The organism is Kiritimatiellaceae bacterium (genome assembly GCA_013141415.1).
Lineage (GTDB): Bacteria > Verrucomicrobiota > Kiritimatiellia > Kiritimatiellales > Tichowtungiaceae > Tichowtungia.
Genome location: JABFQY010000001.1, coordinates 430,082 through 455,510, shown reverse-complemented (window position 1 = coordinate 455,510; position 25,429 = coordinate 430,082). Strand labels below are relative to the sequence as shown.

21 protein-coding genes are annotated in these 25,429 nt (G+C 55.5%); 7 read left to right on the top strand and 14 right to left on the bottom strand.

What is annotated here, in order from left to right; translation table 11 throughout:
* From HOO88_02205 to HOO88_02185, 5 genes are all read right to left on the bottom strand, one after another.
* Nucleotides 1–1,623, bottom strand: coding sequence for a hypothetical protein (locus HOO88_02205; GenBank protein NOU35579.1), 1,623 nt, complete (start codon nucleotides 1,621–1,623; stop codon nucleotides 1–3).
* Nucleotides 1,624–1,670: 47 nt separating this feature from the next.
* Entirely contained in the window at nucleotides 1,671–6,176 is a 4,506-nt protein-coding gene (locus tag HOO88_02200) for an efflux RND transporter permease subunit (protein NOU35578.1), read from the bottom strand.
* A complete protein-coding gene (locus HOO88_02195; protein NOU35577.1) occupies nucleotides 6,173–7,330 on the bottom strand; it encodes an efflux RND transporter periplasmic adaptor subunit in 1,158 nt (385 codons plus the stop codon). The genes HOO88_02200 and HOO88_02195 overlap by 4 nt, the downstream gene beginning before the upstream one ends.
* Entirely contained in the window at nucleotides 7,327–7,953 is a 627-nt protein-coding gene (locus HOO88_02190) for a TetR family transcriptional regulator (GenBank protein ID NOU35576.1), read from the bottom strand. Before HOO88_02190 ends, HOO88_02195 begins: the two co-directional genes overlap by 4 nt.
* Nucleotides 7,954–8,045: 92 nt before the next feature.
* Nucleotides 8,046–8,336 (bottom strand): hypothetical protein, encoded by a 291-nt coding sequence (locus HOO88_02185; protein NOU35575.1) that lies wholly within the window; start codon nucleotides 8,334–8,336, stop codon nucleotides 8,046–8,048.
* Nucleotides 8,337–8,405: 69 nt separating this feature from the next.
* Between HOO88_02185 and HOO88_02180 the strand changes: the two genes are divergently transcribed.
* Together HOO88_02180 and HOO88_02175 are read left to right on the top strand one after the other, a co-directional pair.
* Entirely contained in the window at nucleotides 8,406–9,929 is a 1,524-nt protein-coding gene (locus HOO88_02180; protein NOU35574.1) for a glycine--tRNA ligase, read from the top strand.
* Nucleotides 9,930–11,765: 1,836 nt separating this feature from the next.
* Nucleotides 11,766–12,185, top strand: coding sequence for a peptidylprolyl isomerase (locus tag HOO88_02175; protein ID NOU35573.1), 420 nt, complete (start codon nucleotides 11,766–11,768; stop codon nucleotides 12,183–12,185).
* Between the two features lie 71 nt (nucleotides 12,186–12,256).
* Here the strand turns inward: HOO88_02175 and HOO88_02170 are convergent, their stop codons facing one another.
* The 3 genes from HOO88_02170 to HOO88_02160 form a co-directional block, all read right to left on the bottom strand.
* On the bottom strand, nucleotides 12,257–12,727 hold the full coding sequence (locus HOO88_02170) for a hypothetical protein (protein NOU35572.1): 471 nt from the start codon (nucleotides 12,725–12,727) through the stop codon (nucleotides 12,257–12,259).
* Between the two features lie 75 nt (nucleotides 12,728–12,802).
* Complete coding sequence (gene msrB, locus HOO88_02165) at nucleotides 12,803–13,210, bottom strand: peptide-methionine (R)-S-oxide reductase MsrB (GenBank protein ID NOU35571.1); 408 nt, start codon at nucleotides 13,208–13,210, stop codon at nucleotides 12,803–12,805.
* Nucleotides 13,211–13,389: 179 nt separating this feature from the next.
* A complete protein-coding gene (locus tag HOO88_02160; protein ID NOU35570.1) occupies nucleotides 13,390–14,130 on the bottom strand; it encodes an HAD family hydrolase in 741 nt (246 codons plus the stop codon).
* An 84-nt stretch (nucleotides 14,131–14,214) separates the two neighbouring features.
* Between HOO88_02160 and leuB the strand changes: the two genes are divergently transcribed.
* Nucleotides 14,215–15,288, top strand: coding sequence for a 3-isopropylmalate dehydrogenase (leuB, locus tag HOO88_02155; protein ID NOU35569.1), 1,074 nt, complete (start codon nucleotides 14,215–14,217; stop codon nucleotides 15,286–15,288).
* A 7-nt stretch (nucleotides 15,289–15,295) separates the two neighbouring features.
* Here the strand turns inward: leuB and HOO88_02150 are convergent, their stop codons facing one another.
* Genes HOO88_02150 through HOO88_02140 form a run of 3 tightly spaced genes read right to left on the bottom strand, consistent with a single transcriptional unit; the run spans nucleotide 15,296 to nucleotide 18,804 of the window.
* The gene (locus HOO88_02150) at nucleotides 15,296–15,973 is read right to left on the bottom strand and encodes a hypothetical protein (GenBank protein NOU35568.1); all 678 of its coding nucleotides are present in this window, start codon (nucleotides 15,971–15,973) and stop codon (nucleotides 15,296–15,298) included.
* A 5-nt stretch (nucleotides 15,974–15,978) separates the two neighbouring features.
* Nucleotides 15,979–17,946, bottom strand: coding sequence for a methionine--tRNA ligase (gene metG / locus HOO88_02145; protein NOU35567.1), 1,968 nt, complete (start codon nucleotides 17,944–17,946; stop codon nucleotides 15,979–15,981).
* An 18-nt stretch (nucleotides 17,947–17,964) separates the two neighbouring features.
* Nucleotides 17,965–18,804, bottom strand: a complete 840-nt coding sequence (locus HOO88_02140) for a DUF481 domain-containing protein (protein ID NOU35566.1) — start codon at nucleotides 18,802–18,804, stop codon at nucleotides 17,965–17,967.
* Between the two features lie 174 nt (nucleotides 18,805–18,978).
* Between HOO88_02140 and sulP the strand changes: the two genes are divergently transcribed.
* The 4 genes from sulP to HOO88_02120 are packed head-to-tail and all read left to right on the top strand — an operon-like array spanning nucleotide 18,979 to nucleotide 22,051.
* Nucleotides 18,979–20,658 carry a sulfate permease gene (gene sulP, locus HOO88_02135; GenBank protein NOU35565.1) on the top strand — a complete coding sequence of 560 codons (1,680 nt, stop codon included), beginning with the start codon at nucleotides 18,979–18,981 and terminating at the stop codon, nucleotides 20,656–20,658.
* Entirely contained in the window at nucleotides 20,655–20,963 is a 309-nt protein-coding gene (locus HOO88_02130; GenBank protein NOU35564.1) for a DUF202 domain-containing protein, read from the top strand. The genes sulP and HOO88_02130 overlap by 4 nt, the downstream gene beginning before the upstream one ends.
* Nucleotides 20,964–20,974: 11 nt before the next feature.
* Entirely contained in the window at nucleotides 20,975–21,457 is a 483-nt protein-coding gene (locus tag HOO88_02125; GenBank protein NOU35563.1) for a nucleoside deaminase, read from the top strand.
* 27 nt (nucleotides 21,458–21,484) lie between these two features.
* Nucleotides 21,485–22,051, top strand: coding sequence for a hypothetical protein (locus HOO88_02120; protein NOU35562.1), 567 nt, complete (start codon nucleotides 21,485–21,487; stop codon nucleotides 22,049–22,051).
* A 31-nt stretch (nucleotides 22,052–22,082) separates the two neighbouring features.
* Here HOO88_02120 and HOO88_02115 read toward each other — a convergent pair whose 3' ends face one another.
* The 3 genes from HOO88_02115 to hemB are packed head-to-tail and all read right to left on the bottom strand — an operon-like array spanning nucleotide 22,083 to nucleotide 25,414.
* On the bottom strand, nucleotides 22,083–23,147 hold the full coding sequence (locus tag HOO88_02115; protein NOU35561.1) for a WecB/TagA/CpsF family glycosyltransferase: 1,065 nt from the start codon (nucleotides 23,145–23,147) through the stop codon (nucleotides 22,083–22,085).
* 31 nt (nucleotides 23,148–23,178) lie between these two features.
* Nucleotides 23,179–24,450 carry a glutamate-1-semialdehyde 2,1-aminomutase gene (hemL, locus tag HOO88_02110; protein NOU35560.1) on the bottom strand — a complete coding sequence of 424 codons (1,272 nt, stop codon included), beginning with the start codon at nucleotides 24,448–24,450 and terminating at the stop codon, nucleotides 23,179–23,181.
* A complete protein-coding gene (gene hemB / locus HOO88_02105) occupies nucleotides 24,431–25,414 on the bottom strand; it encodes a porphobilinogen synthase (GenBank protein ID NOU35559.1) in 984 nt (327 codons plus the stop codon). The genes hemL and hemB overlap by 20 nt, the downstream gene beginning before the upstream one ends.
* Between the last annotated feature and the right edge of the window lie 15 nt (nucleotides 25,415–25,429).

Sequence of the window (25,429 nt, the reverse complement as noted above, 5' to 3'; positions counted from 1 at the left end):
TTATTCGTTCAGGGGTTGAATTCTGGCGCCAGGCAGACATGCTCCAAGTTTTATAGTTGGAGTTGCGCATTCACACGGATAGTTCGCCGACCATTCGACCGTGTTCCGTTCAAATACGAGACCATCAACAAAATCGGCGTGCAACAGCGGAGCGCGGCAGAGAATAAAGCGGTTATCCGAAAAACGCAGATTACGGTGAACCGGCGGGGCCCCTTCAGGGTTCTGCACTTTAGGCGATACATGGATAACAGCGGAGCCTGATTGACCATAGCAGCAACTCTCAAAAATATTGTTGCTCACCAGCAGATCGGTGAGCGGGCCGGATTCCCACCAGTAGTTGCAGTCACTTTCGACCAAAACCCCCGAACAGGAGGAATGGATGATGTTGCGCTCAACGCGAACTTTTCCGGGAACGGAAAGTAATAATCCGCGTCCGCGGTTGGGGCCGAACTTACAATCCGTCACGTTGACTTCAAAATCCGGGCAATGGCGCCGGATCGCCATTTCGGGGCAGTCCGGTACCGGCCCGTCGAACACGATTTTTGTGATGACCAGGTTGATGGGAGAAACCTCAACTACGTTTCTATGTATCAGGCCGGCGAGGTTGGCGCGGTTGTGGAATGCCGCGATGTCGCCGGACTTGAGCATGGCCACGCCGCGCTGTTGCGTATGGCGGACTTCCGCCAGAATTGTGCGGTCGTCAATCCGTTCGGCAACCGCCCAGTAGGCTCCGTGTATGTTGCCGGCATCATCGCATTGCCCGCTGAATTCGCATCCGCAGATATCGAGCCGTCCGTCGCAATCGGTAAAATGTGAAGCGTCAACCCAGGTTGAAAAAATGCGGTCGCCGGAAGGAACCACCTTGCAGCGGCTCAGAGCCGTGTTGCGACACATCTGGCCGAGAAATCCCATACCCGGCGCATGGTGAATCGTTACGTTTTCGATCAATGTATCCTGACAGCGATCCATAAAAACAGCCGGGGCAATCCGGTCGCCCTGCATGAGCAAAGCCCGCTGGCCCGGTTTCGGGACGGTGATCCATTTCCCGTCTATACGGAAACGATTCGGCGCCGTTTGCGTGGCAACGTGGTGGCTGGCCAGCGAAAAATTGTCGCCCTGATCAAATGCGAGTTCCGGTTTTTGCGGATCGAAGCCCAGGATATTCCATAGGGAAGTGTTACGGTATCCAGCCTCATCACACAGCACGAGCCGGTTACCCTCCACCGTCAGCGGATATTTTTCTGTATCGACCTCCACCTCAACAAAATCAGCCCCCGATTTCAGCACCAGCCCTTGCGTAAAGAAAGGGCGCTTCCAGTCGATAGAAAAGTTGAGCAGCTTGACGTTGCGGCATTCAACCATGCGTACAGGCAGCATTTCGCCGTGAAACACCAGCGTTGCACCTTGTCCGTCGATCGTCAGATTATTCACGCCAACGAGATCAAAGAGGATGCGCTTAACGCCTTCGTCGTTGTTGGATGGGCAGCAAAAGCTGTCAGGCAGCAGTTCTCCGGATACTTCATAGCATCCCGGATCGAGACTGACTTTAGAACAGCCGCTCTTAACGGCCTGCTGAATCCTGTTATGCAAATCCAAGGCGGTATATGACGACGCACGAAGCATTATAGACTCCTGAGCTTTATCAATATTTCTCTCTTCATGAAAAATCTCTATTCGCGTCCGTGCAAATCCGAGCGATCCAGCGAAGTCCAGCCGCCGCCGAGCGCTTTGTAGAGCTGGATGAGGTTCAGCGTGATGGCACTGCGGCTTTGTACCAGCTGATCTTCAAGAATGAGCCGCGCACGCTGCCCGTTGAGAACCACATCAAAATCAACGAGTCCGTTTTTATAGCGGTCGTCGGCCAGTTCCGCTGCCGTCCGCGCGGCGGAAACAGCGGCGTCCAGTGATTGGATGCGTAACTGCTCGTTTTCAAACGCACTGAGCGCGTCGCGGGTTTCCTGAACGGCACCCAGTACGGTTTGTTCGTAGGCGGCGAGGGCCTGCTCCTGCGAAGCTTTCTGCACTTCGATGCGGTTGCGCACAGAACCCATATTGAAAATCGCCCAGCGGACGCCGGGGCCGATGCTGTAAAATTCACTGCCGGACTTCACCAGCGACGAGGCGTGCAACGCTTCAATACCGATCGAGCCGTTCAGCGTGAACTTCGGGTAAAGGTCGGATTCGGCGACACCGATGCGCGCCGTTTCGGCGGCCAGCTTACGTTCCGCCCGGCGCACGTCGGGGCGGCGTCGCAACACATCCGCCGGAATACCGGTGACGGTTTGCGCCGAGGCAACCGGAATGTTTTGCACCGCGCTCAGCCGTTCGTGCAGCGAGCCGGGCAGAACGCCGGTGAGAACCGCCAGTGCGTTGAGACTTTTTTCAACGCCGGTTTCCAGCGACGGAATGACGGAACGTGTACTTTCCAGTGTGTAACGGGACTGCTGAACCGAGAGTTCGTCAACCAGTCCGCTGTCGAAGCGGGATTTCAGCAGATCAAAAGTCTGTTGCTGAAGTTCAAGATTTTCGCGGGCGACCTGCAGACGCTGCTGGTAAGTGCGCAACAGAACATAACTTTGCGCGGTTTCGGCAGACAGCGAAACCTGTACATCGGCCTGACCGGCTTCCTGCGCTTCAAGTCCGGCGACAGCGGCTTCGACCGAACGGCGGTTTCCGCCGAACAGGTCGTATTCCCAGGATGCGTCAAAACCGGCGCGGTAAAGATCTCCGGCACCAGCACTGGATACGTCTTCACCGGCCTTTCGCCGGGCGTAACTGCCGGTTGCGTTCAGTTGCGGACCGAACACAGCCTGTGCAATTCCAAGTTGAGCGCGAGCCGCACGGACGGCGGCAACCGCCGACTTGATGCCATTATTATTCCGCTGAGATTCGTCAATGAGCGCTGTCAATTCCGGATCGTTCAGCGTCATCCACCACGCCGAAGGAACTTCGAACAGCTGGCCGCCGAGCTGCGGAAGTTCCGGTTCTTTATAGTCCGGCCCAACGGTTTTGCATCCGCCGAACAGGAACGGGATAAGCAGAATCACCAGCAGGTGCAGTTTATTTCTGCCGGAACGGATCGTATGACTCTTTTCACGCAAGGTTTGAAAAAGCACGTAGAGCGCGGGAATCAGAAACATGCCAAAGACCGTCGCGATGGTCATACCCCAGAAGACCGTCGTACCGATCGACTTGCGCGCGGCGGAACCGGCGCCGGTGGCCAGCATCATCGGCAGTACGCCGAGAATAAAAGTAAACGCGGTCATCAGCACGGCGCGGAACCGTTGCTTCATGCCGTCAGCCGCCGCCTCAAGAATAGTAAGACCTTCTTCGCGGCGGGCTCGCGAAAACTCGACAATCAGAATGGCGTTTTTGCTGGCGAGTCCGACGAGCAGAATCAATCCGAGCTGCGCGTAGATACTGAGCGGCATGTGGCTGAACAGCAGACCGGCCAGCGCGCCCAGACTCGCGACCACCGTGGAAAGCATTACCGGCAGAGGAATGATCCAGCTTTCATACTGCGCGACGAGAAACAGATAGCCGAAGATCAGCGCCATGACGATGAGCAGAGAACTTCCGCCAGCCGCTCTGGCTTCCTGATAGCTCAGACTGGACCAGTCGAAGGTGTAACCGGCAGGCAGCGTTTCGCCAGCCAGCTTGGAAACGGTCTTCATGGCTTCGCCGCTACTGATAAACGGCAGCGCGATGGCCGTGACGGCCGCGGAGGTGAATTTGTTGTAACGATCCACCGTTCGCGGAGAAAGAATGACGCGGGACGTTAGCACACTGCCGAGCGGAACCATGTCGCCGCGGTTGTTTTTGACGTAAATCTTTTCAATGTCGGCCACCTGATTGCGGAACGGCCAGTCGGCCTGTACGTTGACGTTATTCACCTGTCCATCAAAGTTCACGTTGTTGACATAGCGCGAACCGAGGTTGTCCTGAAGCGCCGCAAAAATGGCGCTGGTATCTACGCCCATCAGCGACGCTTTGACACGATCCACATCCAGAAACAGATACGGCGTGTTCGCGGTGTAGGTGCTGAACGCGTACATGATTCCCGGCGTTGTGTTGAGCTTCATGAGAAAACCTTTCAGCACCGCGTCGAGTTTTTGCGGATCATTGTCGCTGACCGCCTGCAGGCGGATATCCATCCCGCTGCTGGCGCCAAGCCCGCGAATGGCTGGCGGGGTAAAGAGATTAATCTGCGCACCGGAAACCTGCGCCAGTCGGCCCTGCAGTCTCTTTAAAATCGCGGAAGACTGTAACTCCGGCGTCTTGCGTTCGCTCCAGTCCTTCAGACCGCAAACGAAGAAGGCCACGTTTTCGCCGGCGCCGCCCATCAGGCTGAACCCGGTGATCTGAATGACAAAAGCAACGCCGGGCTCGTTGCGCAGCGGCGTGACCGCCTGCGTAAGCAGCGCGTCGGTACGGGCAAGCGTCGCGCCTTCCGGAAGCTGGACAGCACCAAAGATGATGCCCTGATCTTCGTCCGGCAGGAACGAAGTCGGACTGAATTTTCCGATCATATACGCACCGCCGATAACGGCCGCCAGAACCACAACGGTCAGAATCAAATGCCGCGACAGAAGACTGGACGCCGATACATAGCCGCTTCGCACCTGCCCAAGCCCGGCGTTAAACCAGCGCAGCGGGCCGTGCCGCTTTGGCTTGATAACCTGAAGCATGCTGGCACATAACGCCGGACTGAGCGTCAGTGCGTTGATGGCCGAAAACAAAACGGCCGCCGAAATCGAAACGGCGAACTGCTGATAAATTTTCCCGACGATTCCGCCCATGAACCCGATCGGCACAAAGATCGCCAGCAGGACCAGCGTGGTTGCAATAATCGGGCCGCTCACCTGTTCCATCGCTTTAATGGTTGCGGTTCTCTGATCCAGATGCTCGTGCTCCATCAGGTGAAGAACGCGCTCCACCACCACGATGGCATCATCCACGACGACGCCGATGGCCAGCACCAGACCGAACAGCGTCAGCGTGTTAATGCTGTAGCCGAAGGCCGTCAGCACCGCGAAAGTGGCGCACAGCGAAACCGGAATCGTCAGCGCCGGAATCAGCGTTGCCCGCCAGTCTTGAAGGAAAATGTAGCAGACGCCAACCACGAGCAGGAAAGTCAGCAGCAGCGTTAAAGCGATTTCTTCAATACAGACGCGCACAAACTGGGTGGCGTCGTACGGGAACTGGCATTCGACGCCGGACGGAAATTGTTTTTGAAGAGAGGCCAGTTCCTTGCGCAGGTTGTTCATCGTCGTCAGCGCGTTGGCGTCCGAGGTGCGGCTCACCATCATCGCCACCGACGGCTCGCCGTTGTAGCGTGCGGAGAACAGATAATTGTCCGCACCCTTTTCTATCCGGGCAACGTCGCCCAGAAAAACAACTGCGCCGTCGGCGCCGGTGCGGACAATAATTTTTTTGAAATCCTCTACGGTATTCAACCGTCCGGTGGTTTTCAGTGTATAGGTCATTTGCTCCGAGCCGTCGCCGGGAACACTGCCGATGGCACCGATCGACGCCTGAACGTTCTGACTGCGAATCGCGGCAATCACATCCGAAGAACTCAGACCCAGCGCGGCCAGCCGGTCGGAATCCAGCCAGACGCGCATGCTGTATTTCGAGCCGCGCACGCTGGCGCTGCTGACGCCGGAAATCCGCTCCAGCGCCGGCTTGATGACTTTATAGGCGTAGTCGCTCAGAAAAAGACTGTCGCGTGAACGGTCGGGCGAACGCACCATCAGGAATCCGAGAATGTCCGACGACTGGTTCTGTACCGACACGCCCTTCTGAACAACTTCGGCAGGCAGCAGCGGTGTGGCCTGCGCAACCCGGTTCTGTACTTTAACCAGCGAAATATCGATGTCGGTGCCGACGGCAAAAGAAACGGTCAGAGCGTAGTTGCCGGAACTGTCGGACGTGGATGACATATAAATCATGTCGTCCACGCCGTTGACCGCATCCTCAAGCGGACCGGCCACGGTGTCGGCCAGCACTTCCGCGCTGGCGCCGGGATAACTCGCCGACACGGTGATCTGCGGCGGCGTTACCAGCGGATACTGCGCGACCGGCAGTGAAAAAATCGAAATGATGCCGGCCAGCATCAGCACGATGGAAATCACGCCCGCCAGCCGCGGACGGTTAATAAATACGCGGGATATCATTTTCCGTCCTCCGCTAACGTCACTTTCACCGTGGCTCCGGGAACGGCTTTCTGCACGCCGTCGATCACGACGTGATCCCCCGCTTTAAGTCCGGACTCCACAATGACGTCCGCACCAAGCTGTGCACCGGTTTTAATACGCGCCGCAGAAACCTTCCCGGCTTCGTCCACTGTCAGAACATACGAACCCTGCTGATCGACCAGAACCGCCTTTTGCGGAATTTTGATTCCCTGCGGCGCGTCTGGATTTTCGAGCAGAACTTTCACATATCCGCCAGCCACCAGCAGTCCGTCGGCATTATCAAAGGCAAAGCGAACCGCCATCGTACCGGTGCGGTCACTCATCATGTTGTCGTCGAAATCTTTTTTTCCAACGACTGGAAGAACGGTGCCGTTCGGCAGACGAACGTGCGCCGACAAAGACGACGCGGTTCCCGCCAGTATTTGCTGGCGCAAACTCAAGTAAGCGCGGTCGGTCACGGAAAACACCACCCGCACCGGATCAGTCTGTACGATGCTGGCCAGCGCGGAGGACGCAGGCGTCACATAATTTCCTTTGGTTATCTCCGCGATGCCGATACGTCCGCTGATCGGAGCCGTGATTTCTGTGTAGCCCAGATTAATGCGCGCCAGATTCAGGTTGGCTTCGGTTTGTTTGACGGCGGCTTTTGCCTGAAGGCAATCGCTTTCCGCTGTGTCTAGAGAGGTTTTCGAAATACTGCGGGCGTCGGCGCTCTTAATCCGGTCGTAGTATTTCTCGGCGCGGCTCAGCGCCGCTTCCGCCTGAGCTAGCTCGGCTTCGCGGACAGCGATAGCGGCCCAGTACGAGTCCGGCTGAATGGTGAAAAGCCGATCGCCCGCTTTGACAAAATCGCCTTCTTTGAAATGAACAGCCTCAATCGTTCCGGAAATCTGCGGACGAATCGTCACCTGCTGAACCGGCTCAACCTTAGCGATATATTCTTCGACCGGCTGAAGCGACTGCTCTTTCAATACCTGAACAGTAACGGCCGCAGGCGGCATCGGCGGACGGGCCATCGCCATCGGCGGCATGCCGGCAGTCTTCGGTTTTCCGCCGTACAGTCCGTGAACATACCAGCCCGCAAAAGCAGACAGGCCGATGATCACTACAGTTGAAACGAATTTTTTAATCATGCCGTCACCTCTTTCTTCAAGACACCGTTCATTATGCAATCAAATCCATCCGCCGCAGCGGAAACCAAATCAATCTTCGGGCAGGACCCCAGATAAAACTTACACAGCCCGACCCAAAGCCCCGCCAGCGTAACGGCCAGTTTTTCAGGATCAACATCTTTACGGAAACGGTTTGAGATCGGCGACGAACGGAGAATCGCAATCAGCTTTTCAAACGGATCCTTGCGGATTCGATCAAGAATCTTGTGCGTCTCCGTCAGCAGTTCCTCCGACCACTCCATCTGGAAGGCCATGAAGAATTCAAACTTCTTGAGCCGCTTATCCTCCACCACCGCCCGGGCGTGTTCCAGAAAAGCTTCCCGCAATTCTTCCAGCGAATGGATTTCAGAAAAATGCTGCCGCACCCGGTCTTCCCTGAGGCCGCAGAAATAATCCACCATCGCGGCGAGCAGTGCCGGTTTGTTATCGAAGTGCCAGTAAACCGCACCGCGCGTCATGCCGATTTTTTTGGCGATGTCGGCGAAGGTCGTGCGGGAATATCCTTTTTCGCTGAACAGATCCAGCGCCGCAATCAGCACGCTTTCTCTGGTCGCCTGCGCATCCTCTTTGGTTTTTCTGGCCATTTCTTACTCCGGTAATTCCGGATGGCTTATACATACATTCGTGAATGTATATCAAGCGGATAACCGGACTTTCTCGAGACAAAGTAGTTTTATCAGCCGACAGGCGCAGTGACCGGTTCGACGGGCGCACGGCGGGCGGGCTCGACTGGTTCACTGCGTACCGGCTCGACCGGCACCACATTAGTCTGCACCGGCACCGTCACGGATTTCTCAACCGCAGGCGGAGTCGCCGCCGGTACCGGTATCAGATCCGCGACCTGAGAAGGCGTGCGATCATAAAGTTCAAAAATGAAAATGCACTCGAAGATGAGCATCGCTGCGCATCCCAGAATGGCCAGAAACGGGATCAGTTCGAATCGCTTATAGTTTCGTTTTTCTTTCACGCGGCGCAGTCTCGACTTTTAAATTTTAACTTTCAACTCCAAACCGTTTCGGGCATCCTCTGCGGCCTTATGAAAGCAAACGATTACTCAGTTTCGATGGACGCGCTGGCCTCGCTCTGCAAGCGCCGCGGCTTTATTTTCCAAACCTCGGAAATCTACGGAGGCATTAACGGCTTCTGGGACTACGGCCCGCTCGGTGTCGAACTGAAGCGCAACATCAAGGAAAGCTGGTGGAAAGCCACCGTCCAGAGCCGCGAAAACGTCGTCGGCCTCGACAGCGCCATCATCATGCACCCGAAAGTCTGGGAAGCCTCCGGCCATATCGGCAACTTTAAAGACCCGATGGTGGACTGCCGCGAAACCAAGAGCCGCTACCGCGCCGACCAGATTCTCGTTTTCAAACACAAAACCGACGCTGCCGCGCTGATGTTCGCCTACCCCGAGGACGAAGAAGCTCCGGAGAAGAAGGCCAAGAAAGCCAAGGTCAACACCGCCGACTACGAATCCGTTCCGCTTTCCACCATCGCGCTCGACGCCTATGACAAACTCGTCGGCCCCGACACCGACAAGCCGGGCACGCTCACCGAGCCGCGCTCGTTCAACCTGATGTTCAAAACGTTCGTCGGCCCGATGGAAGACAGCTCCAACGTCGCGTGGCTCCGCCCCGAAACCGCGCAGGGCATCTTCGCCCAGTTCGCCAACGTACTGTCCGTCTCGCGCCAGAAAGTACCGTTCGGCATCGCGCAGATCGGCAAAGCCTTCCGCAACGAAATCAACCCGCGCAACTACACCTTCCGCTCGCGTGAGTTCGAACAGATGGAACTCGAATTTTTCATCAAGCCCGGCACCGATGCCGAGTGGCATGAATACTGGGTTTCCGAACGCCTCAAATGGTACGAAACCGTCGGACTGCCGGAAGGCCGTATGCACCGCGACGTCCACGAAAAAGATAAACTGGCCCACTACGCCAGCGCCTGCACCGACATTCTCTACGACTTCCCCTTCGGCACGCAGGAACTCGAAGGAATCGCCGCGCGCGGCAACTTCGACCTCACCCAGCACCAGAACGCCAGCGGCAAATCGCTCGAATACTTCGACGAAGAAACCAAGGAAAAATTCCTGCCGCACGTTGTCGAGCCGTCCGCCGGGGTTGACCGTATCGCCCTCGCCCTGCTCTGCGAAGCCTACCGCGAAGAATGGATTCCCAAAGAAGGCCCCGTCCTCACCGCCGAGCCGGGCAAACAGGCTCCGGAAGGCTACGAAGCCCGTACCGTCCTGCGCTTCGCGCCGTGCATCGCGCCGTACAAAGTCGCCGTCTTCCCGCTGCTCAAAAACAAAGAGGAACTCGTCGGCAAAGCGCGTGAAGTATTCGAAAAACTCAACCGCCGCTGGAACTGCTTCTACGACCACGCCGGTGCCATCGGCCGCCGCTACCGCCGTCAGGACGAAATCGGCACGCCGTGCGGCGTCACCATCGACTTCCAGACTCTGGAAGATCAGACCGTCACCCTGCGCGACCGCGACACCATGCAACAGATCCGCGTCTCCATCGACGAACTCGAACGCATCATCGAGGAGCGCGTGCGGTTTTAAGAATCGCCACGAAAAACACAAAAAGCGAATCTGTAGGGTGGGGTCCACGACCCCGCCTTTTCTTTTCCCAATGTTTGAAAGATTCTTTGTCGCCTGCACCCACAGAACAGATGCCCTCGCAAAAGCCGCAGAGATTTTCCATCCTCACAATCCTGCCTCTGCGCCCTCTGCCTCTCCGCGGGGAAAAATCCACTGCAAGAATTCCAATGCCGTCTTGCACATTCGTCGACTGTAGGGTAGTTACTCGGCCATGATTTTATTTGTCAAACTAGTCTGCTTGGTGAGAGGAAAATTGTTAAAAGCCCTCGGAATATTAATCCTCCTTTGCCTCACAGTCTCATGCTTCGATAGACACGGGGTCATCGGTGCCATTTTTAGATTGCGGGACGACTCTACCCTTCCTCAATGGTTCGTCCTTCCATCCGGGATGTCGCGAGGTCAGGTGAATATTGAAATCGTGAGGTACGAGGCGACGTTCACTCCAAAATGCAAAGTACGATTCGTGATCTCCGACAAACAAAGTCACGTCCTTCAGGAAAAGCTCGGGTATATGTGGTGGCATCCCGACTCAGAACGAGAAGATCGCCCCGCAGGTACGCTCCCAAGCTGGAGTATCATTGAAGTCGATGGCATCAAGGAGGTCTACGAGAAGTCGGAAAGGAACGAACTCCTTAGAATCGTAGAGAAACCTTTGAATTGAATCAGCGCAACTGAGAAAAGGTGTCGGCCCTATAAATTAATGAGTCCGTTTTAAACCTCGGAAGATTTCCTCCCGAAGATTCTGAACATCTTGTCGCGCCGAAAAAGAAAAAGGGGTCAGCCAATGAATTTTAGAATCTACTGATTTCCAAACCCCGGAAGATTTCATCCCGAAGTTCCGAACATCTTGTCGCGCACGGCGGGCGGTAAAGATTTTGGAGTGCGCCGGCAACCAACCTGTCACGCCGAAGTGTACGAAGGCGGACGGGCGACGGCGCTTTTACGGCGGAACGGCAAAAAAAGGGGTCAGCCAATGAATTTTAGAATCCACTGATTTCCAAACCCCGGAAGATTTCATCCCGAAGATTCTGAACATCTTGTCGCGCCGCAATTCAACAGTCCGGCCCCTTTTCCTTGGAAAGGCATGTAGTACCGGCTTTAGCCGAAAAAGGGGTCAGCCAATGAATTTTAGAATCCACTGATTTCCAAACCCCGGAAGATTTCATCCCGAAGATTCCGAACATCTTGTCGCGCACGGCGGGCGGTAAAGATTTTGGAGTGCGCCGGCAACCAACCTGTCACGCCGAAGTGTACGAAGGCGGACGGGCGACGGCGCTTTTACGGCGGAACGGCAGAATAACCAGAGCGGTGTCGCGCCATGCTTGCCACCGCACTCCAGAGCACTCAAATCCGTGCCCATCCGTGTCATCCGTGGTTAATAATTTTATTGCCTCGATTTCCTTCTCATGTAGGGAAAAGGGGTCAGCCAATGAATTTTAGAATCCACTGATTTCCAAACCCCGGAAGATTTCATCCCGAAGATTCCGAACATCTTGTCGCGCCATAATTCAACAGTCCGGCCCCTTTTCCTTGGAAAGGCATGTAGTACCGGCTTTAGCCGGAAACGTCGGAGCCGCCTGAAGGCGGGACTACATACCTCACCGGAGACGGCGCTCTTTGCGGCGAAACAGTGTGACTGCAAGAGCGGTGTCGCGCTTCTCTTGCCGCTGCACTCCAGAGCACGGCAAGGGTGTCCTATAAATCCGTGCCCATCCGTGTCATCCGTGGTTAATAATTTTATTGCCTCGATTCCCTTCTCCTGTAGGGTTTCCGCTCAATTTAACCCGAAGGACAACCATGATCGCAGACGGCAAAACAGTACGTATTCACTACACCGGCACGCTGAACGACGGAACGCAGTTCGACTCTTCCGCCGGACGCGATCCGTTTGAATTTGAAATCGGTGCCGGCAAAGTGATTCCCGGTTTTGACATCGCTGTACGCAGCATGGAAATCGGCGACAAAAAGATTGTCACGATTCCGACGGCGGAAGCGTACGGAGAAGTGCGCGAAGAAATCATCGGCGATCTGCCAAAAAAGATGTTCCCGCCTGAAATGAAACTGGTCGTCGGCGCACCGATGCAAATGATGAGTCCGCAAGGGCCGGTCATGGTGACGATTAAAGAGATCAAGGAAGATGCCGTCACCGTCGATGCCAACCATCCGCTCGCCGGAAAAGACCTGACGTTCGAACTCGAACTGGTTGAAGTCGTCTGAGAATTCGGCTCGCAGAGCCGACTCTACAAAATCGTAAATTGTAGCGTTGGCTCTATGAGCCAATCTCAGCTCTACATTTCAATTCGTACAACCTCGCCCTGCCATGGCCAGTCATTCACTGTTGTACATAGGCCAGCCCGCACAGGGTTTTCGCGAACATAATTCCACTTTTCTGAATAACTGTCCGAATGGCGCAACAACCGGTCAAAAAATCCGGGTTGCCAAAAATTATCGGTCGCACCAAGCTTTCCGATCTCCTTGGTTAAAGCCTGTTTGAGCAAACGCACGAAATCATTCAACCGAGAGTCCGTTCCGATTCGCACAAAAAGATGGATGTGATCCGGCATAATGACGAACCGACCAACCGCCCGACCACTCACTGCATTTTTACGGGCATATTCAAGAAAAGCATCGAAGACTTCCTGCCGCGCCAGCAATGATCTGCGGTGCTGAGTATTGAGGGTCACGAAATAAAGAGGCGGATCATACGGCTGAAAGACCCTCTCAAGTCTCGGCGGAGTCTTTTTGATTTTCTTCTCCATACGAACCCCTTAAGCAAGATCGGCTCATAGAGCCGACTCTACAATCTTTGTTGTAGCGTTGGCTCTATGAGCCAATTATTTATCCTTCTCTTCAAACTTCAGCGCTTCGGAATTGATGCAGTAGCGCATGCCGGTGGCGGTCGGGCCGTCGTCGAAGAGATGGCCAAGGTGCCCGCCGCAGTTGGCGCAAAGCACTTCGGTACGGGTCATGCCGAGGCTGTTGTCGGGGCGGAGAACCACAGTTCCCGCTTTGGCCGCCGCGTCGAAACTCGGCCAGCCGCAACCGGAATGGAATTTTGAGCCGGATGTAAACAGTTCCGCACCGCAGGCAGCACAGCGGTAAACGCCGGGCTTGTCATTGTCGGTGTAAATTCCGCTGAAAGGCCGTTCCGTTCCGGCCTGACGCAAAACACGGTATTGCTCCGGTGTCAGCTCTTTTTTCCACTCGGCGTCACTCTTCTGGACAGGGAACTGCTGTTTCATCGGGGCCTCCTTTTCTGTGCAGGAGCACAGGATGATTGGAATGATGGAATAAAGAATTGTTCTTTGGAGTGCGGCGGCTCGCCGCCGCTTTCCATTGCGGAGCTTGCTCCGCAACCCGCCAAAGCGAGCTTCGTCAAACAAAGCGCAGGCAAGCCTGCGCACTCCATATTGTTTTTCCATCACTCCAACCCTCCATTCGCCAGAATAGACAGCAAGCGGTCGGTATCCGTTAGATCTTCGAAGACAAAATCCGCACCGGATTTTTCCAGTGTCTGAAAATCAAAACCTCCGGTGGCGACGGCGATGGCGGTAAAACCGTTAACCTTGGCGGCGTTAATATCGCTCGGCGTGTCGCCGATCAGGAAAACTTTCCCCGGACGCTCAACGCCGGAAGCTTTTAACGCCTGCCGGGCGATCTCGGCACGGTCGGCGTGCGTACAGCCAAAGCCGCCGAAGTCGAAATAGTGCGCGATACCGGCATGGTGTAGCTTGGCCCACGCTGTCGCTTCAATGTTGCCGGTAACGAGGCCCATTTCCCAACGTAGACGCGACGCCCTCGTCGCGTTTCTCCGGTTCAGCAAACGCGACGAGGGCGTCGCGTCTACGTTTTCATCCGAGAGAAGTTTTAAAATGTTTCCAACGTTCGGGAAAAGTGTCGGCGGGCTGACGGCCAGCCGCATTTCGAGCGCCGGAGCGAGCCGTTCAAAGAAGGCTCGCTCCATGTCCGGCGTCGATTCAACACCGCGTTCGACGCAAATTCCGCGAAAGACGTTCAAATCGGTCGCGCCGTAAAAATTGATGTGCTCGACGCCCTGCTCCCAGCCGAACGCCTCTTGGAAGGCCAGCGCAAAAGCTTCGCGGCCTCCCGGCGCGTGAAGCAGAGTTCCGTCGATATCAAAGAGGATCAGTCCTTTTCCCATAAATTCTGTTTCCAAGGCTCAGGCGGAGTGATAAAAACGCCGTCTTAATTTTCCCCGGAGTCTAAAGGAAGAAAGCAGGTTGGCATGTCAAAAACGTACAAAATTACAGTGATGGCCGGCGACGGTATCGGCACCGAAGTGATGGCGGAAACCATTCAACTGCTGGATGCGGTATCGGCCAAATGCGGATTTAAACTGGAATACAACGAACAGGCCGCCGGCGGAGCAGCCATCGACAAATATAACGATCCGATGCCCGACCACGTCATCGCCGCCTGCAAAGCCTCCGACGCGACTCTTCTCGGCGCTATGGGCGGCCCGAAGTGGGATCATCTGACCGGCGCGCTCCGTCCGGAGTCCGGCCTGCTCAAAATCCGCAAAGAACTCGGCGTTTTCGCCAATCTGCGTCCGGTTTCGGTTCCGGCGGCACTGGCTGACTCGTCGCCGCTCCGCCCGGAAGCCGTGACTGGCGTCGATCTGCTGACCGTGCGAGAACTGATCGGCTGCATTTATTTCGGCCAGCCGACCGGCAATGACGGATTCGAAGCGTTCAACACGATGCGTTACACCGTTCCGGAAATCGAACGCGTTGCCCGCGTGGCGTTTGAATGGGCGCGCAAACGCCGCAACAAAGTCACTTCCGTGGATAAAGCGAACGTGCTGACCGTTTCCCGTCTGTGGCGCGACACCGTTAAGCGTCTGCACGAAACAGAATTTCCTGATGTTGAGCTCAATCACATGTACATCGACAACGCGACGATGCAGGTGGTTCTCAACCCCCGCCAGTTCGACGTGATTCTCACCGGCAACATTTTCGGCGACATTCTTTCCGACACGACCGCCACGCTCGGCGGCTCGCTCGGACTGTTGCCGTCGGCCAGCCTCGGCGAAAAATACGGACTGTTCGAACCGATACACGGTTCGGCACCGGACATCGCCGGTCAGGGCAAAGCCAATCCGGTCGCGATGATGCTGTCATCGGCCATGATGCTCGACTTCCTCGGCGAGCCCAAAGCCGCCGCCGCCATCCGTAAAGGCTACGAGTCCGCACTGGCTCAGAATTACCGCACCGCCGACCTGTGGCGCGAAGGGTACAAGAAAGCTTCGACCTCGGAAATGGGCCGTGTGATTCGCGAAGAAGCGCTTAAACAGCTGTGACCGGAACTCAGCGGCGCGATCCCTGCTGAGGCATAGCGGAAGAGTCAATGCCCACATGCATTGCAAGCCCGACGATGCCGAGAACGACCAGCAGTGCGATGACAAAAACGGTAGTCAGATAAATATGTTTGGCGTGCTCAAACTGCCATATCCGGCAGCGCTCCCGCCAGTCATGCACCGGAGCCCCTGACCGGATTCCTAAATATTCACTGTTGAGATTTACGCTGTCTTTCAAAACCCCCTTACCGTCAAACGTGTGTCTCCACGATTTCAGCGGAAGATCGATTACGGCAACACCGGAAGCCGGCAGGTCGGCATAGTTCTCATCGGTCAGATAACGAAGAAATTCGCTTAGACCAGGATTGTGTCCAACCAGAACCGCCGTGCCGTGGCGATCATCCATGCCATGCACAACCGCCAGCAGTTGATTCAAACCCGCTTCGTAAATACGGACATCAGGGTTGACCGGAAGAGAAAGTTTTTTTGCAAAGGCTTCGGCCGTAGATAAGGCCCGAACCGCCGGACTGCTGATCAGGACATTGACCCGCAGACCAAGCGCGGCAACCCGCTCCGCCAGACCCAGCGCGTCGCGTTCGCCATTCCGTCCGAGCGGACGGTCAAAATCGCGAAGTGACGGATCCGTTTTATCCGACTTCGCGTGACGCACTAGAACCAGAGTTTTCATCAAACTTATTTAACAACCGCGCCGGTGGCGGGCAGTTCGCCATCGACCGTGATCAGCTTGAGTTGATCGCCGATGGAGGCGCACAACAACATGCCCTGAGATTCAACGCCGCGGATTTTAGCGGGCTTCAGGTTGGCGACAATGACAATCGTTTTGCCGACGACCTGTTCCGGTGTGTAGTGCAGTGCGATTCCCGCGACGAGCTGGCGCTTTTCCTCGCCGACTTCAATCTGAAGCTTGAGAAGCTTGTCCGCGCCTTCCACCTTTTCGGCGGCGAGCACTTTGGCGGTGCGTAGCTTCACATTCATAACTTCGTCGTAGGTGATGACGCCTTCGGCTTTTTCGGATTCAGTATTCATTTTTTTCGTAGACGCGACGCCCTCGTCGCGTTTTTCTTTCTTTGACTGAGGCGACGGGGGCGTCGCCTCTACGTTTTCAACCTCGACGCGCGGGAAGAGAATGCCGGGATTACCAATGACGGTTCCGGCTTTGATCACGCCGAAGGTGCGCAGCCGTTTCGGATCGGGCCTGCCGAGGCCGAAGGCGGCACGCAAGACGCTCATTTTTTCCGGCATAACCGGATAGAGCAGCGCGGCGCAGACCCGCAGGCTTTCGGCGGCGAGCGCCAGCGTAACGCCGACTTCTTCCGTCTTCCCTTCTTTGGCCTGCGTCCACGGCTGTTTGATTTCAAAATATTGATTCACCTTGCGCACAGCGACCAGTACGGCATTGAGACCCCCATTGAGGCGCATGGTGTCGATGGAACTTTCCATTTCAACGACTGCCAGCTGAACAGTTTCCCAAAGCTCTTTCTCGGGTGCGCCGTCCAGTGCGTTTGTTCCAATGTTTGGAAAAATTCCGTCGCAGTAGCGGCCAAGCATATTGACGGTGCGGCTGAGCAGGTTACCGAGGTCATTGGCGAGATCGCTGTTGTAGCGGCGGACAAAAGCTTCTTCGGTGAAGGAGGCGTCTTGACCGAGCGTCATTTCAGCAATCAGAAAATAGCGGAAGGCATCGACGCCGTATTTATCAACCATCTCCATCGGGTTGACGACGTTGCCGAGGCTCTTGCTCATTTTGGTGCGGCCCGTCAGCCACCAGCCGTGCGCGAAAACGGTTTTCGGCAGCGGCACGTTCATCGCTTTGAGCATGGTCGGCCAGTAAACCGTGTGCGTGGTGAGAATGTCTTTACCGATCAACTGGTGCGTCGCCGGCCACCACGTTTTAAATTTTTTGTCGTCGCGCTTGTAGCCGATGGCGGTGATGTAATTCAGGAGAGCATCGAACCAGACGTAGGTGACGAAATCCTTGTCGAACGGCAGCTCGATGCCCCACGCAAGACGCGCCTTGGGGCGCGAAATGCAGAGGTCTTGCAGCTTTTTCGTTTTCAGGAAGCCAAGCGTTTCGTTGGCGCGGAAGTCGGGCTGAATGAACTCCGGATGCGTCTCGATGTATTCGATGAGCCAGTCCTGATATTTGCTCATGCGGAAGAAATAGTTGGTTTCCTGAATGGCATCCACTTTACGTCCGCACTCCGGGCAGTTCCCGTCCACGAGATCTTTTTCGGCGAAGAACCGTTCACAGCCGACGCAGTACCAGCCCTGATAATCGGCGCGGTAAATTTCGTCGCGGTCGAAAAGATCCTGCAGCACCTCCTGCACAATCACTTTGTGGCGCTCTTCGGTGGTGCGGATAAAATCGTCATTGGTAATTTCAAGGCGCTTCCAGAGTTCCTGAAAGCGGACAACCGTCTGATCGCACTGCTGCTGCGGCGTCAGGCCGTTTTTGTCAGCCGCCTGCTGGACTTTTTGTCCGTGCTCGTCGGTACCGGTCAGAAAATAGGTTGGAACGCCCAGCAACCGGTGATAGTTCGCCAGCACGTCGGCCAGAATCGTTGTGTACGCGTGGCCGATGTGCGGCTTATCGTTCACGTAATAAATCGGCGTGGTTACGTAGTAGCTCTTGTCTGACATGGCTTGGTTCCGGTGAAACTAAAACTTATAGCGAAGGCCGGTGTTGATTGACGCATCGTTCTTTTCGATATTTCCCTTGGACTCCGGCTGGCTGTCATAATCATCTTCGAAAATGATCAGCAGGCTGAGGTTGCCGCTGATTTTGGTGTCAACACCTGTTCTAAAAACGGCGAGGTAGGAAGCGACCTCTGTAGCATTCATGTCCAGTTCCATCGAAGTCCACCACCGGAACGTATCTGTAATCTGCCAGCTGAGTCCCTGCGCAAACCGCCACGCCAAATAACCGCTCCGGGTTCCCGATTTCTGTTCGGACACATAAAGCGGGCCAGAGCTGATGTCAGACGTTAAATCCTTAGTGTCGGAAAAATAATAGCCCAACCCCGGACCGGTTTTTACGCGGTAATCGAGATCCTTAAGCCCGTCATTCAATGCGGACAGCAACCCGTAGGCGAACCAGCGTTCATCGAGCATCCGGCGCATTTCACCGGAAGCTTCCGTTTTTGAAACGGTAACCTCATCCTCACTCTTGCTGTATTTTCCATCCAATTTCAGTTTGCCGCGATAAATCTTGCCCTGCCGACTGTAGTCGCCGCCGTAGTTGTACGAGCTGGAAGTCTTGTTGCCGCTCTGGGCGGAAAAACCGCCATAGATACTCGCCTTCCAGTCGTTGGTCGTTGCCGACTTAACGATCTCCGCGGGCTCAACAGCCGCCGGAATGAGCGCTACCGTCTGGTTCGTTTGCACAAAGCCACAATGAGGACAGGCCGCCACCGCCACGGTCTGATTGGTTTCCGCGCGAACCCCGATGGCCGCCAGCAGAAGCCCCAACACAAACGCTTTTCTAAGTATTTTTATCATCACCTTCACCTAAAGTACCCGCCTCGGGAGGCGGCTCAATCATTCTTTTTGACCATAGCTGAATTGTTCGGCTTCCTACAAGAACTTCATTCCGAAGTTCGGATCGACTGCGCCTAGATTTTGTTTGAACAACCTCGGTTTTTTGCCCACATTCACCCCCATTTGAGAGGTTCTATGCTGAAAAAAATATTCCCGTTCCTTAAGTGGCCCGTTTCCAAAGAGACCGTCCGCGCAGATTTTATCGCCGGGCTGACCGTTGCGCTGGTGCTCATTCCCCAATCCATGGCCTACGCCAATCTGGCCGGACTTCCGCCCTATGTCGGTCTGTACGCAGCCTTTCTGCCGGCCATCGTCGGCGCTCTGTGGGGATCATCCAATTATCTCCAGACCGGCCCGGTCGCAATGGTTTCACTGCTGACCGCCACAGCGCTGGCAACCTTCGGCGCAATCAGTCCGGAAGAATATTTCCGGCTGGCCGGACTGCTGGCCTTCATCGTCGGAATCATCTGGCTGATTATCGCCGCCGGACGCCTTACGTTCGTCGTAAACTTTCTCTCCCGTCCGGTGATCGAAGGCTTCATTCACGCCGGAGCCATCATTATTGCGGCCTCACAGCTAAGTAAAATATCCGGCATCAGCATGCCGGGCAGCGGCCATTTTTTTTCCAACCTCTGGAAATACGAAGTTTTAGAGCTCAACCACGCACACATTCCCACGCTGATCATCGGCGTCGGCTCACTGGCTCTTCTGCTCGGCCTGAAAAAGCTTTGGCCGAAAGTACCCGCCGCATTAACCGTCATGATCCTCACCAGTCTGGCCGTCTATTTTTTCAAACTGAATGAACTCGCGAAGCCGGTCAGCGTAGTCGGCTTAATTCCGTCCGGATGTCCGCGTTTCACGCTGATCAGTCCCGATTGGGAAACCGTCAAAAAACTGCTCCCCGGTGCGGCGGTAATCGCCTTTGTCGGCTTCATGGAAATGTGCTCGGTCGCCAACGCGCTGGCCGCTAAAAACAAACAGAAGCTGAGCATTTGTCAGGAAACAGTCGGCCAGGGACTGGCTTCGCTTACATCGGCATTCACCGGCGGCTACCCGGTCAGCGGTTCTTTTTCCCGCTCTGCCCTGAGCGATGCCTCCGGCGCAAAAACCGGCCTGAGCGCTGTGTTTGCCGGACTGTTCGTGCTGCTGTTTTTGATGTTCTTCACCAAGCTGATCTTCTTCCTGCCGCAGGCCGCGCTGGCCGCCGTCATTATTGCCGCCGTACTTAACCTGCTCCATTTCAAAAAATTCGCTCACTATTTCAAAGTCAGCCGAACCGACGGTGCAGCTGGCGTTGCAACCTTTGTTGCAACACTCTCAATGGCTCCCGACATGGACAAAGGGATTATTTTCGGTGCCGGACTTTCAATCATAATGTATCTGTACCGCACCATGAAACCGAACGTCGCCGTACTGGGCCGCCACGAGGACGGAACCTACCGCGACGCCCAGAAGCACAACCTGACCGTCGATCCGATCATGCCGTCGGTGCGTTTTGACGGACGGCTTTATTTTGCCAACACGACTTATTTCGAGGAACATATCTTCCGTCTCCGCGAAGAATATCCTGGCGCAAAATTTATCGCGGTGGACTGTCAGGGAATCAATGCCATTGACGCTTCGGGCGAGGAAATGCTCGGCAACATCGTTTCACGGTTGCGCAACAGCGGCATTCAGTTGTTTTTTTCCGGCGTCAAAGCGCCGGTACGAAGAGTTCTGGATCGTTCCGGCCTGACGAAAGAAATCGGCGAGCAGAATTTTTTTCACAAGCTCGATGCCGCGCGCGCCAGTATTGAAAGGAGCCCTGTTAAATGAGTGATAAACCGTATTCGAAATTTGAAAGCGACGACCTGATCCTGCGGGATGAACTGGCCATTGACCGGACGCTGCTGGCAAACGAGCGGACACTTCTGGCTTATCTGCGTTCCGCCGTCGCCCTGATTATCGCCGGAACATCCATCATGCACTTCGCCGATCAAAGTTGGTTCTGGGCTGTCGGAATCGCCTGCATCCCGACCGGCATCGTCACCGGCATCATTGGCGTGATGCGCTACCGGAAAATGAACCGTGCCATCGCCTTCGTCCGACACACAAAAAAATCCGGCGACGCAAACAACTGAAACCGGAAATTATGAACGAAGATTTTTCAGCCGATGTGATCTACATGCGGATGGCACTGCGCGAAGCGGAGCGCGCCGCCGAGGCGGGCGAAGTGCCCTGCGGCGCCATCATCGTCAAAGACGGACAAATCCTCGGCAAAGCGCACAACCAAACCGAACTGCTCAAAGATCCGACCGCCCACGCCGAAATCCTCGCCATTACGCAGGCCGCCGCCGCGCTCGAAAACTGGCGACTGACCGATGCCGTCCTATACGTCACCAAAGAACCCTGCCCGATGTGCGCCGGTGCTATCGTTCTCGCCCGGCTCAAAAAAGTCGTCTGGGCCGTTGACGATCCGAAGCGCGGCGGCGCCCGCTCCAAGTTTGAAATTCTCGACCACGCCGACCTCAACCACCGCGTCGAAATCCAAACCGGCGTCCTTGAAGCTGAATGTAAATCTCTTCTTCAGGGGTTTTTCCGCGAACGGCGCGCCGAGAAAAAAGAATCCCTCTAACAGTCAACTCAACAATTAAGGAATGAAATGAAAAAAATAAGCAGGTTAATACTATCAATGGTATTGCTACTTCCATTAGCGAGCTTTGGGCAATTGCCGAAACCACCAGAAGGATATACGTGGCATAAACTTGATGTCATTAAAGCCGCCCTGCTGGTGCCTGATGGCTGGCACGTGAAACATCAAGGAGCTGGCGATAAAAATTTATGGGCCGTCAGCAAAGAGGATATCGATAAAAACGGCAGTTTTGAAACAGGACTGACATTTATATCTACACAAAATGTAAGCACCAAACCTCAAGGAAAGGTTCCACCTTCAAAATTTGCCGACGCTATGCTCAAGGAAATGAAAAAGAAATGTCCTTTAGAACGCGAAAGCTCCGGCCCTCAAGGCCCTTTTTATACGGTGCGGTATCAGTACATCGATGCGCCGAAAGGAAAAACTGCTATCCGTATTTACAATTTACTGATGGCAAACGATCAAACCGGAACACTTTATCAGGTCGTTTATGAGGCTCCATTGAGAGAATGGGATAAAGCGTGGGAAATTGGTGAACAGATTCTGAAAAAAATCCTTGTTGATGACGAAGTCTGAACGACGATTCGCCAGACGACCCTCTCATAAGCTAACGAAACAGAGTAAGTGCCTCAGCACAGGTTCCAGCGAGCGGGAGGCGGTCGGTGAGTTTAGAGAATTCAAACAGCTTCCGAATTTTTGAACCGGCGTGGAGTAAAACAACTTTTTCAACCCGCTTACTGAGTTCGAGCAACGCGCCGATTTCCTGACTGTTGAGCCATTCGATACCGCGCAGATCGATGATCACTTTGCCGGATAAGTCGTCGGGCAAATCTTCCAAACATTGGAACTTATGATACACGGCTCCGAGCGGCGGAGCCGACGAATCGACCTTCGCCGGAACGTTCCGGCCCAGCCGCAGTTCCAGCGTCAGTCCGATTGCGCGGAACATAAAACCGATATTCGTAATGTAGCGTTTGGTCAGCCGTTTCGGATCAGTGCCCCACCGCCAAAGCCATTCGCACTGCATCTTCTGAACCCAAACCGGCGCGCGGGTCTGCACACCGGCTATAAAGTCGAGTGTGCCGCCAACGCCGATCGCCACCGGAACGTTCCAGTGCTTCACATGCATGTGGTTAAACTTGTCCTGCTTCGGCGCACCAAAGGCGGTAAACAGAATGTCCGGCCTTGCCTCGGCCAGACGGCGCAGGATTTCGGCGTGATCCATTTTGTCGAGCGGCGCGTACTGCGGCGACCACGCTCCGGCTATCTTCAGGTTTGGATACCGCCCTTTCAGCACCGCCATCGCCTTCATGGCGACGCCTTCGGCGGCACCGAGACCGTAGATGGAAATTCCTTCCTTCGCGGCGCGTTCGGCGAGCATCGGCGTAATGTCACTGCCGGTCACGCGATCCTTAAGCGGTGGACCGAAAAACGGCGCCAGCTTCACCGGCGGAAACCCGTCGGCAATGACAAGGTCGGCTTCACGCAATATGTTGCGCAGTTCGGTGTCGTGCTGAGCCTGAACAATAAAGTCGAGATTGGCGGTAGCGATATAGCCGGGCCTGCCGGAACGAACGCGGTCAACCGTCCACTGAATCGCCTCTTCGAATGTCACGTTATGAAACGGCACTCCGAAAAGTACCAGCGGAACCGGGCTGAAGGTTTTTTGCATGCCGCGAGGATAGATAAACAGCTAGGCTCTTTCAAGCGCCATGACTCAGCACCTCGGTAGCCGAGGCAACCAGCGCGGCGATATCGGCATCGGTGTGAGTCGCAGAAATAAAAGCCGTTTCAAACTGCGCGGGTGGCAGATAGATCCCGCGTTCCAGCATTCCGTGAAAAAACGCGGCATACCGCTTTGTGTCACACTCTTTCGCCTCCGCCAGATTCCGCGGCAATCCATTCCGGAAGAAAACCGTAAAGGCACTTCCCTTTGCCTGAACGCTGATATTTCCAAATCTTGGAAACGTAGACGCGACGCCCTCGTCGCGGTTTCCAAACTTCGGAAACGGATTATCTCGCCCGATTTTCTCTAACGTTGTCAGCCCAGCGACGACGGCCAGCGGATTGCCACTGAGCGTTCCGGCCTGATAGACCGGGCCGAGCGGCGCGAGCTGTTCCATAAGTTTCCGCCGTCCGCCGAGCGCGGCCAGCGGCAATCCGCCGCCGATGATTTTTCCGAGACAGGTCAAATCAGGTTCCACTCCGCACAGCGCGCCGTAGGTCGTCGGCCCGAACCGGAAGCCGGTAATCACTTCGTCAAAAATCAATAACGCGCCGTAGCGGCCCGTCAGCTCGCGCAGCGCTTCGAGAAATCCCGGCTCCGGCAAAACCAAGCCCATGTTGGCGGCCACCGGCTCGACGATAATCGCGGCGATCCGGTCGCCGGAATGCTTCATAATTTCTTCCACCGCCGCGACGTCATTGTACGGTGCGACCAGCGTATCGTCCGCCACCGCCGCCGGAACGCCAGCGGAGGAACTCAGTCCACCGGTCAGCAGCCCGCTTCCGGCAGAAACAAGCATTGAATCGGAATGACCGTGATAACAGCCGTCGAACTTCAGAATTTTATCCCGCCCCGTTGCGCCGCGAGCTAGGCGGATCGCCGTCATCACCGCTTCCGTGCCGGAGCTGACACAACGCACCTGTTCCACATACGAAATCATCGAACAAAGTTTTTCGGCAAACAAAACTTCCCGCCGGGTCGCCGCACCGAAGCCGGTACCGTCCACCGCAGCTTTCTGAACGGCTTCGACAATTTCCGGATCGGCGTGACCGAACAGTAGCGCGCCCCACGACATACAAAAATCAATCAGCTCGCGCCCGTCGGAGGTGTAAAGTTTTGATCCCGCGCCGCGCTCGATAAAAATCGGCGTTCCGCCGACCGAGCGGAAACTGCGCACCGGACTGTTCACCCCGCCGGGGATTACCCGTTCCGCGCGTTCAAAAAGTTCTTCATTTGAAAAAGCGGTCATATTGATTGGCCCAGTAAGAGATGAAAATATCGGTTCCGGCGCGCTGCATGGCCGCCGTGCTTTCGCGCACCATGGCGCGCAAATCGCCCCAGCCGCGTTCGGCCTGAGCAATCAGCATAGAATATTCGCCGCTGACGTTGTAGGCCGCCACCGGCAGGTCGGTTGATTCGCGCACCTGTTGGATCACATCGAGATAAAAGAGTGCCGGTTTGACCATCAGAATATCCGCGCCTTCGTCTTCATCAAACTCCGATTCGCGCAGTGCCTGCCGCAAATCGTTGTACGGCGCCTGATAGCCCTGCCGGTCGCCTTTGCCGGGAGCCGACTGCTCCGCTTCGCGGAACGGGCCGTACATGGATGAAGCGAACTTGCTGGAATAACTCATAATCAGCGTGTCGGTCAGCTCCTCTTCGTCGAGCGCTTCGCGAATCGCCAAAACCTGTCCATCCATCATCGCGCTCGGCGCGACGCAGTCGGCACCGGCGGCGGCGTGCGAAAGCGCCACCTTTTGCAGCATTGTCAGCGCAGCATCGTTATCGACTTCGCCGGCTTTATTCAGCGGACCGCAATGTCCATGATCGGTATAAGCGCACAGGCAGACATCGGTGAAAACCGTCAGTTGCGGAAACGCTTTTTTGATTGCCGGAATCGCCCGCTGAACCGCGCCCTTTTCATTGAAGGCCTCTGAGCCGCTCGCATCTTTTTTCGCCGGATCAGGCAGTCCGAAAAGAAGCACGCCGCCGACGCCGCTTTCTGCCACCGGTTCCAGTTTTTTAAGCAGCACATCGACGCTCATGCGGGACTGGCCCGGCATGGCGGAAATCGGCTCATCCACTTTTTTGCCTTCGCGAAGGAACACCGGCCAGACAAATTTTTCCGGCCCGGGCAACGGCTGTCCCAGCATCCGGCGCAACGATTCCGTGCGGCGCAACCTCCGCAGTCGGGTTTCAGGAAATCTGCTCATTTTAAACCTCTCTCT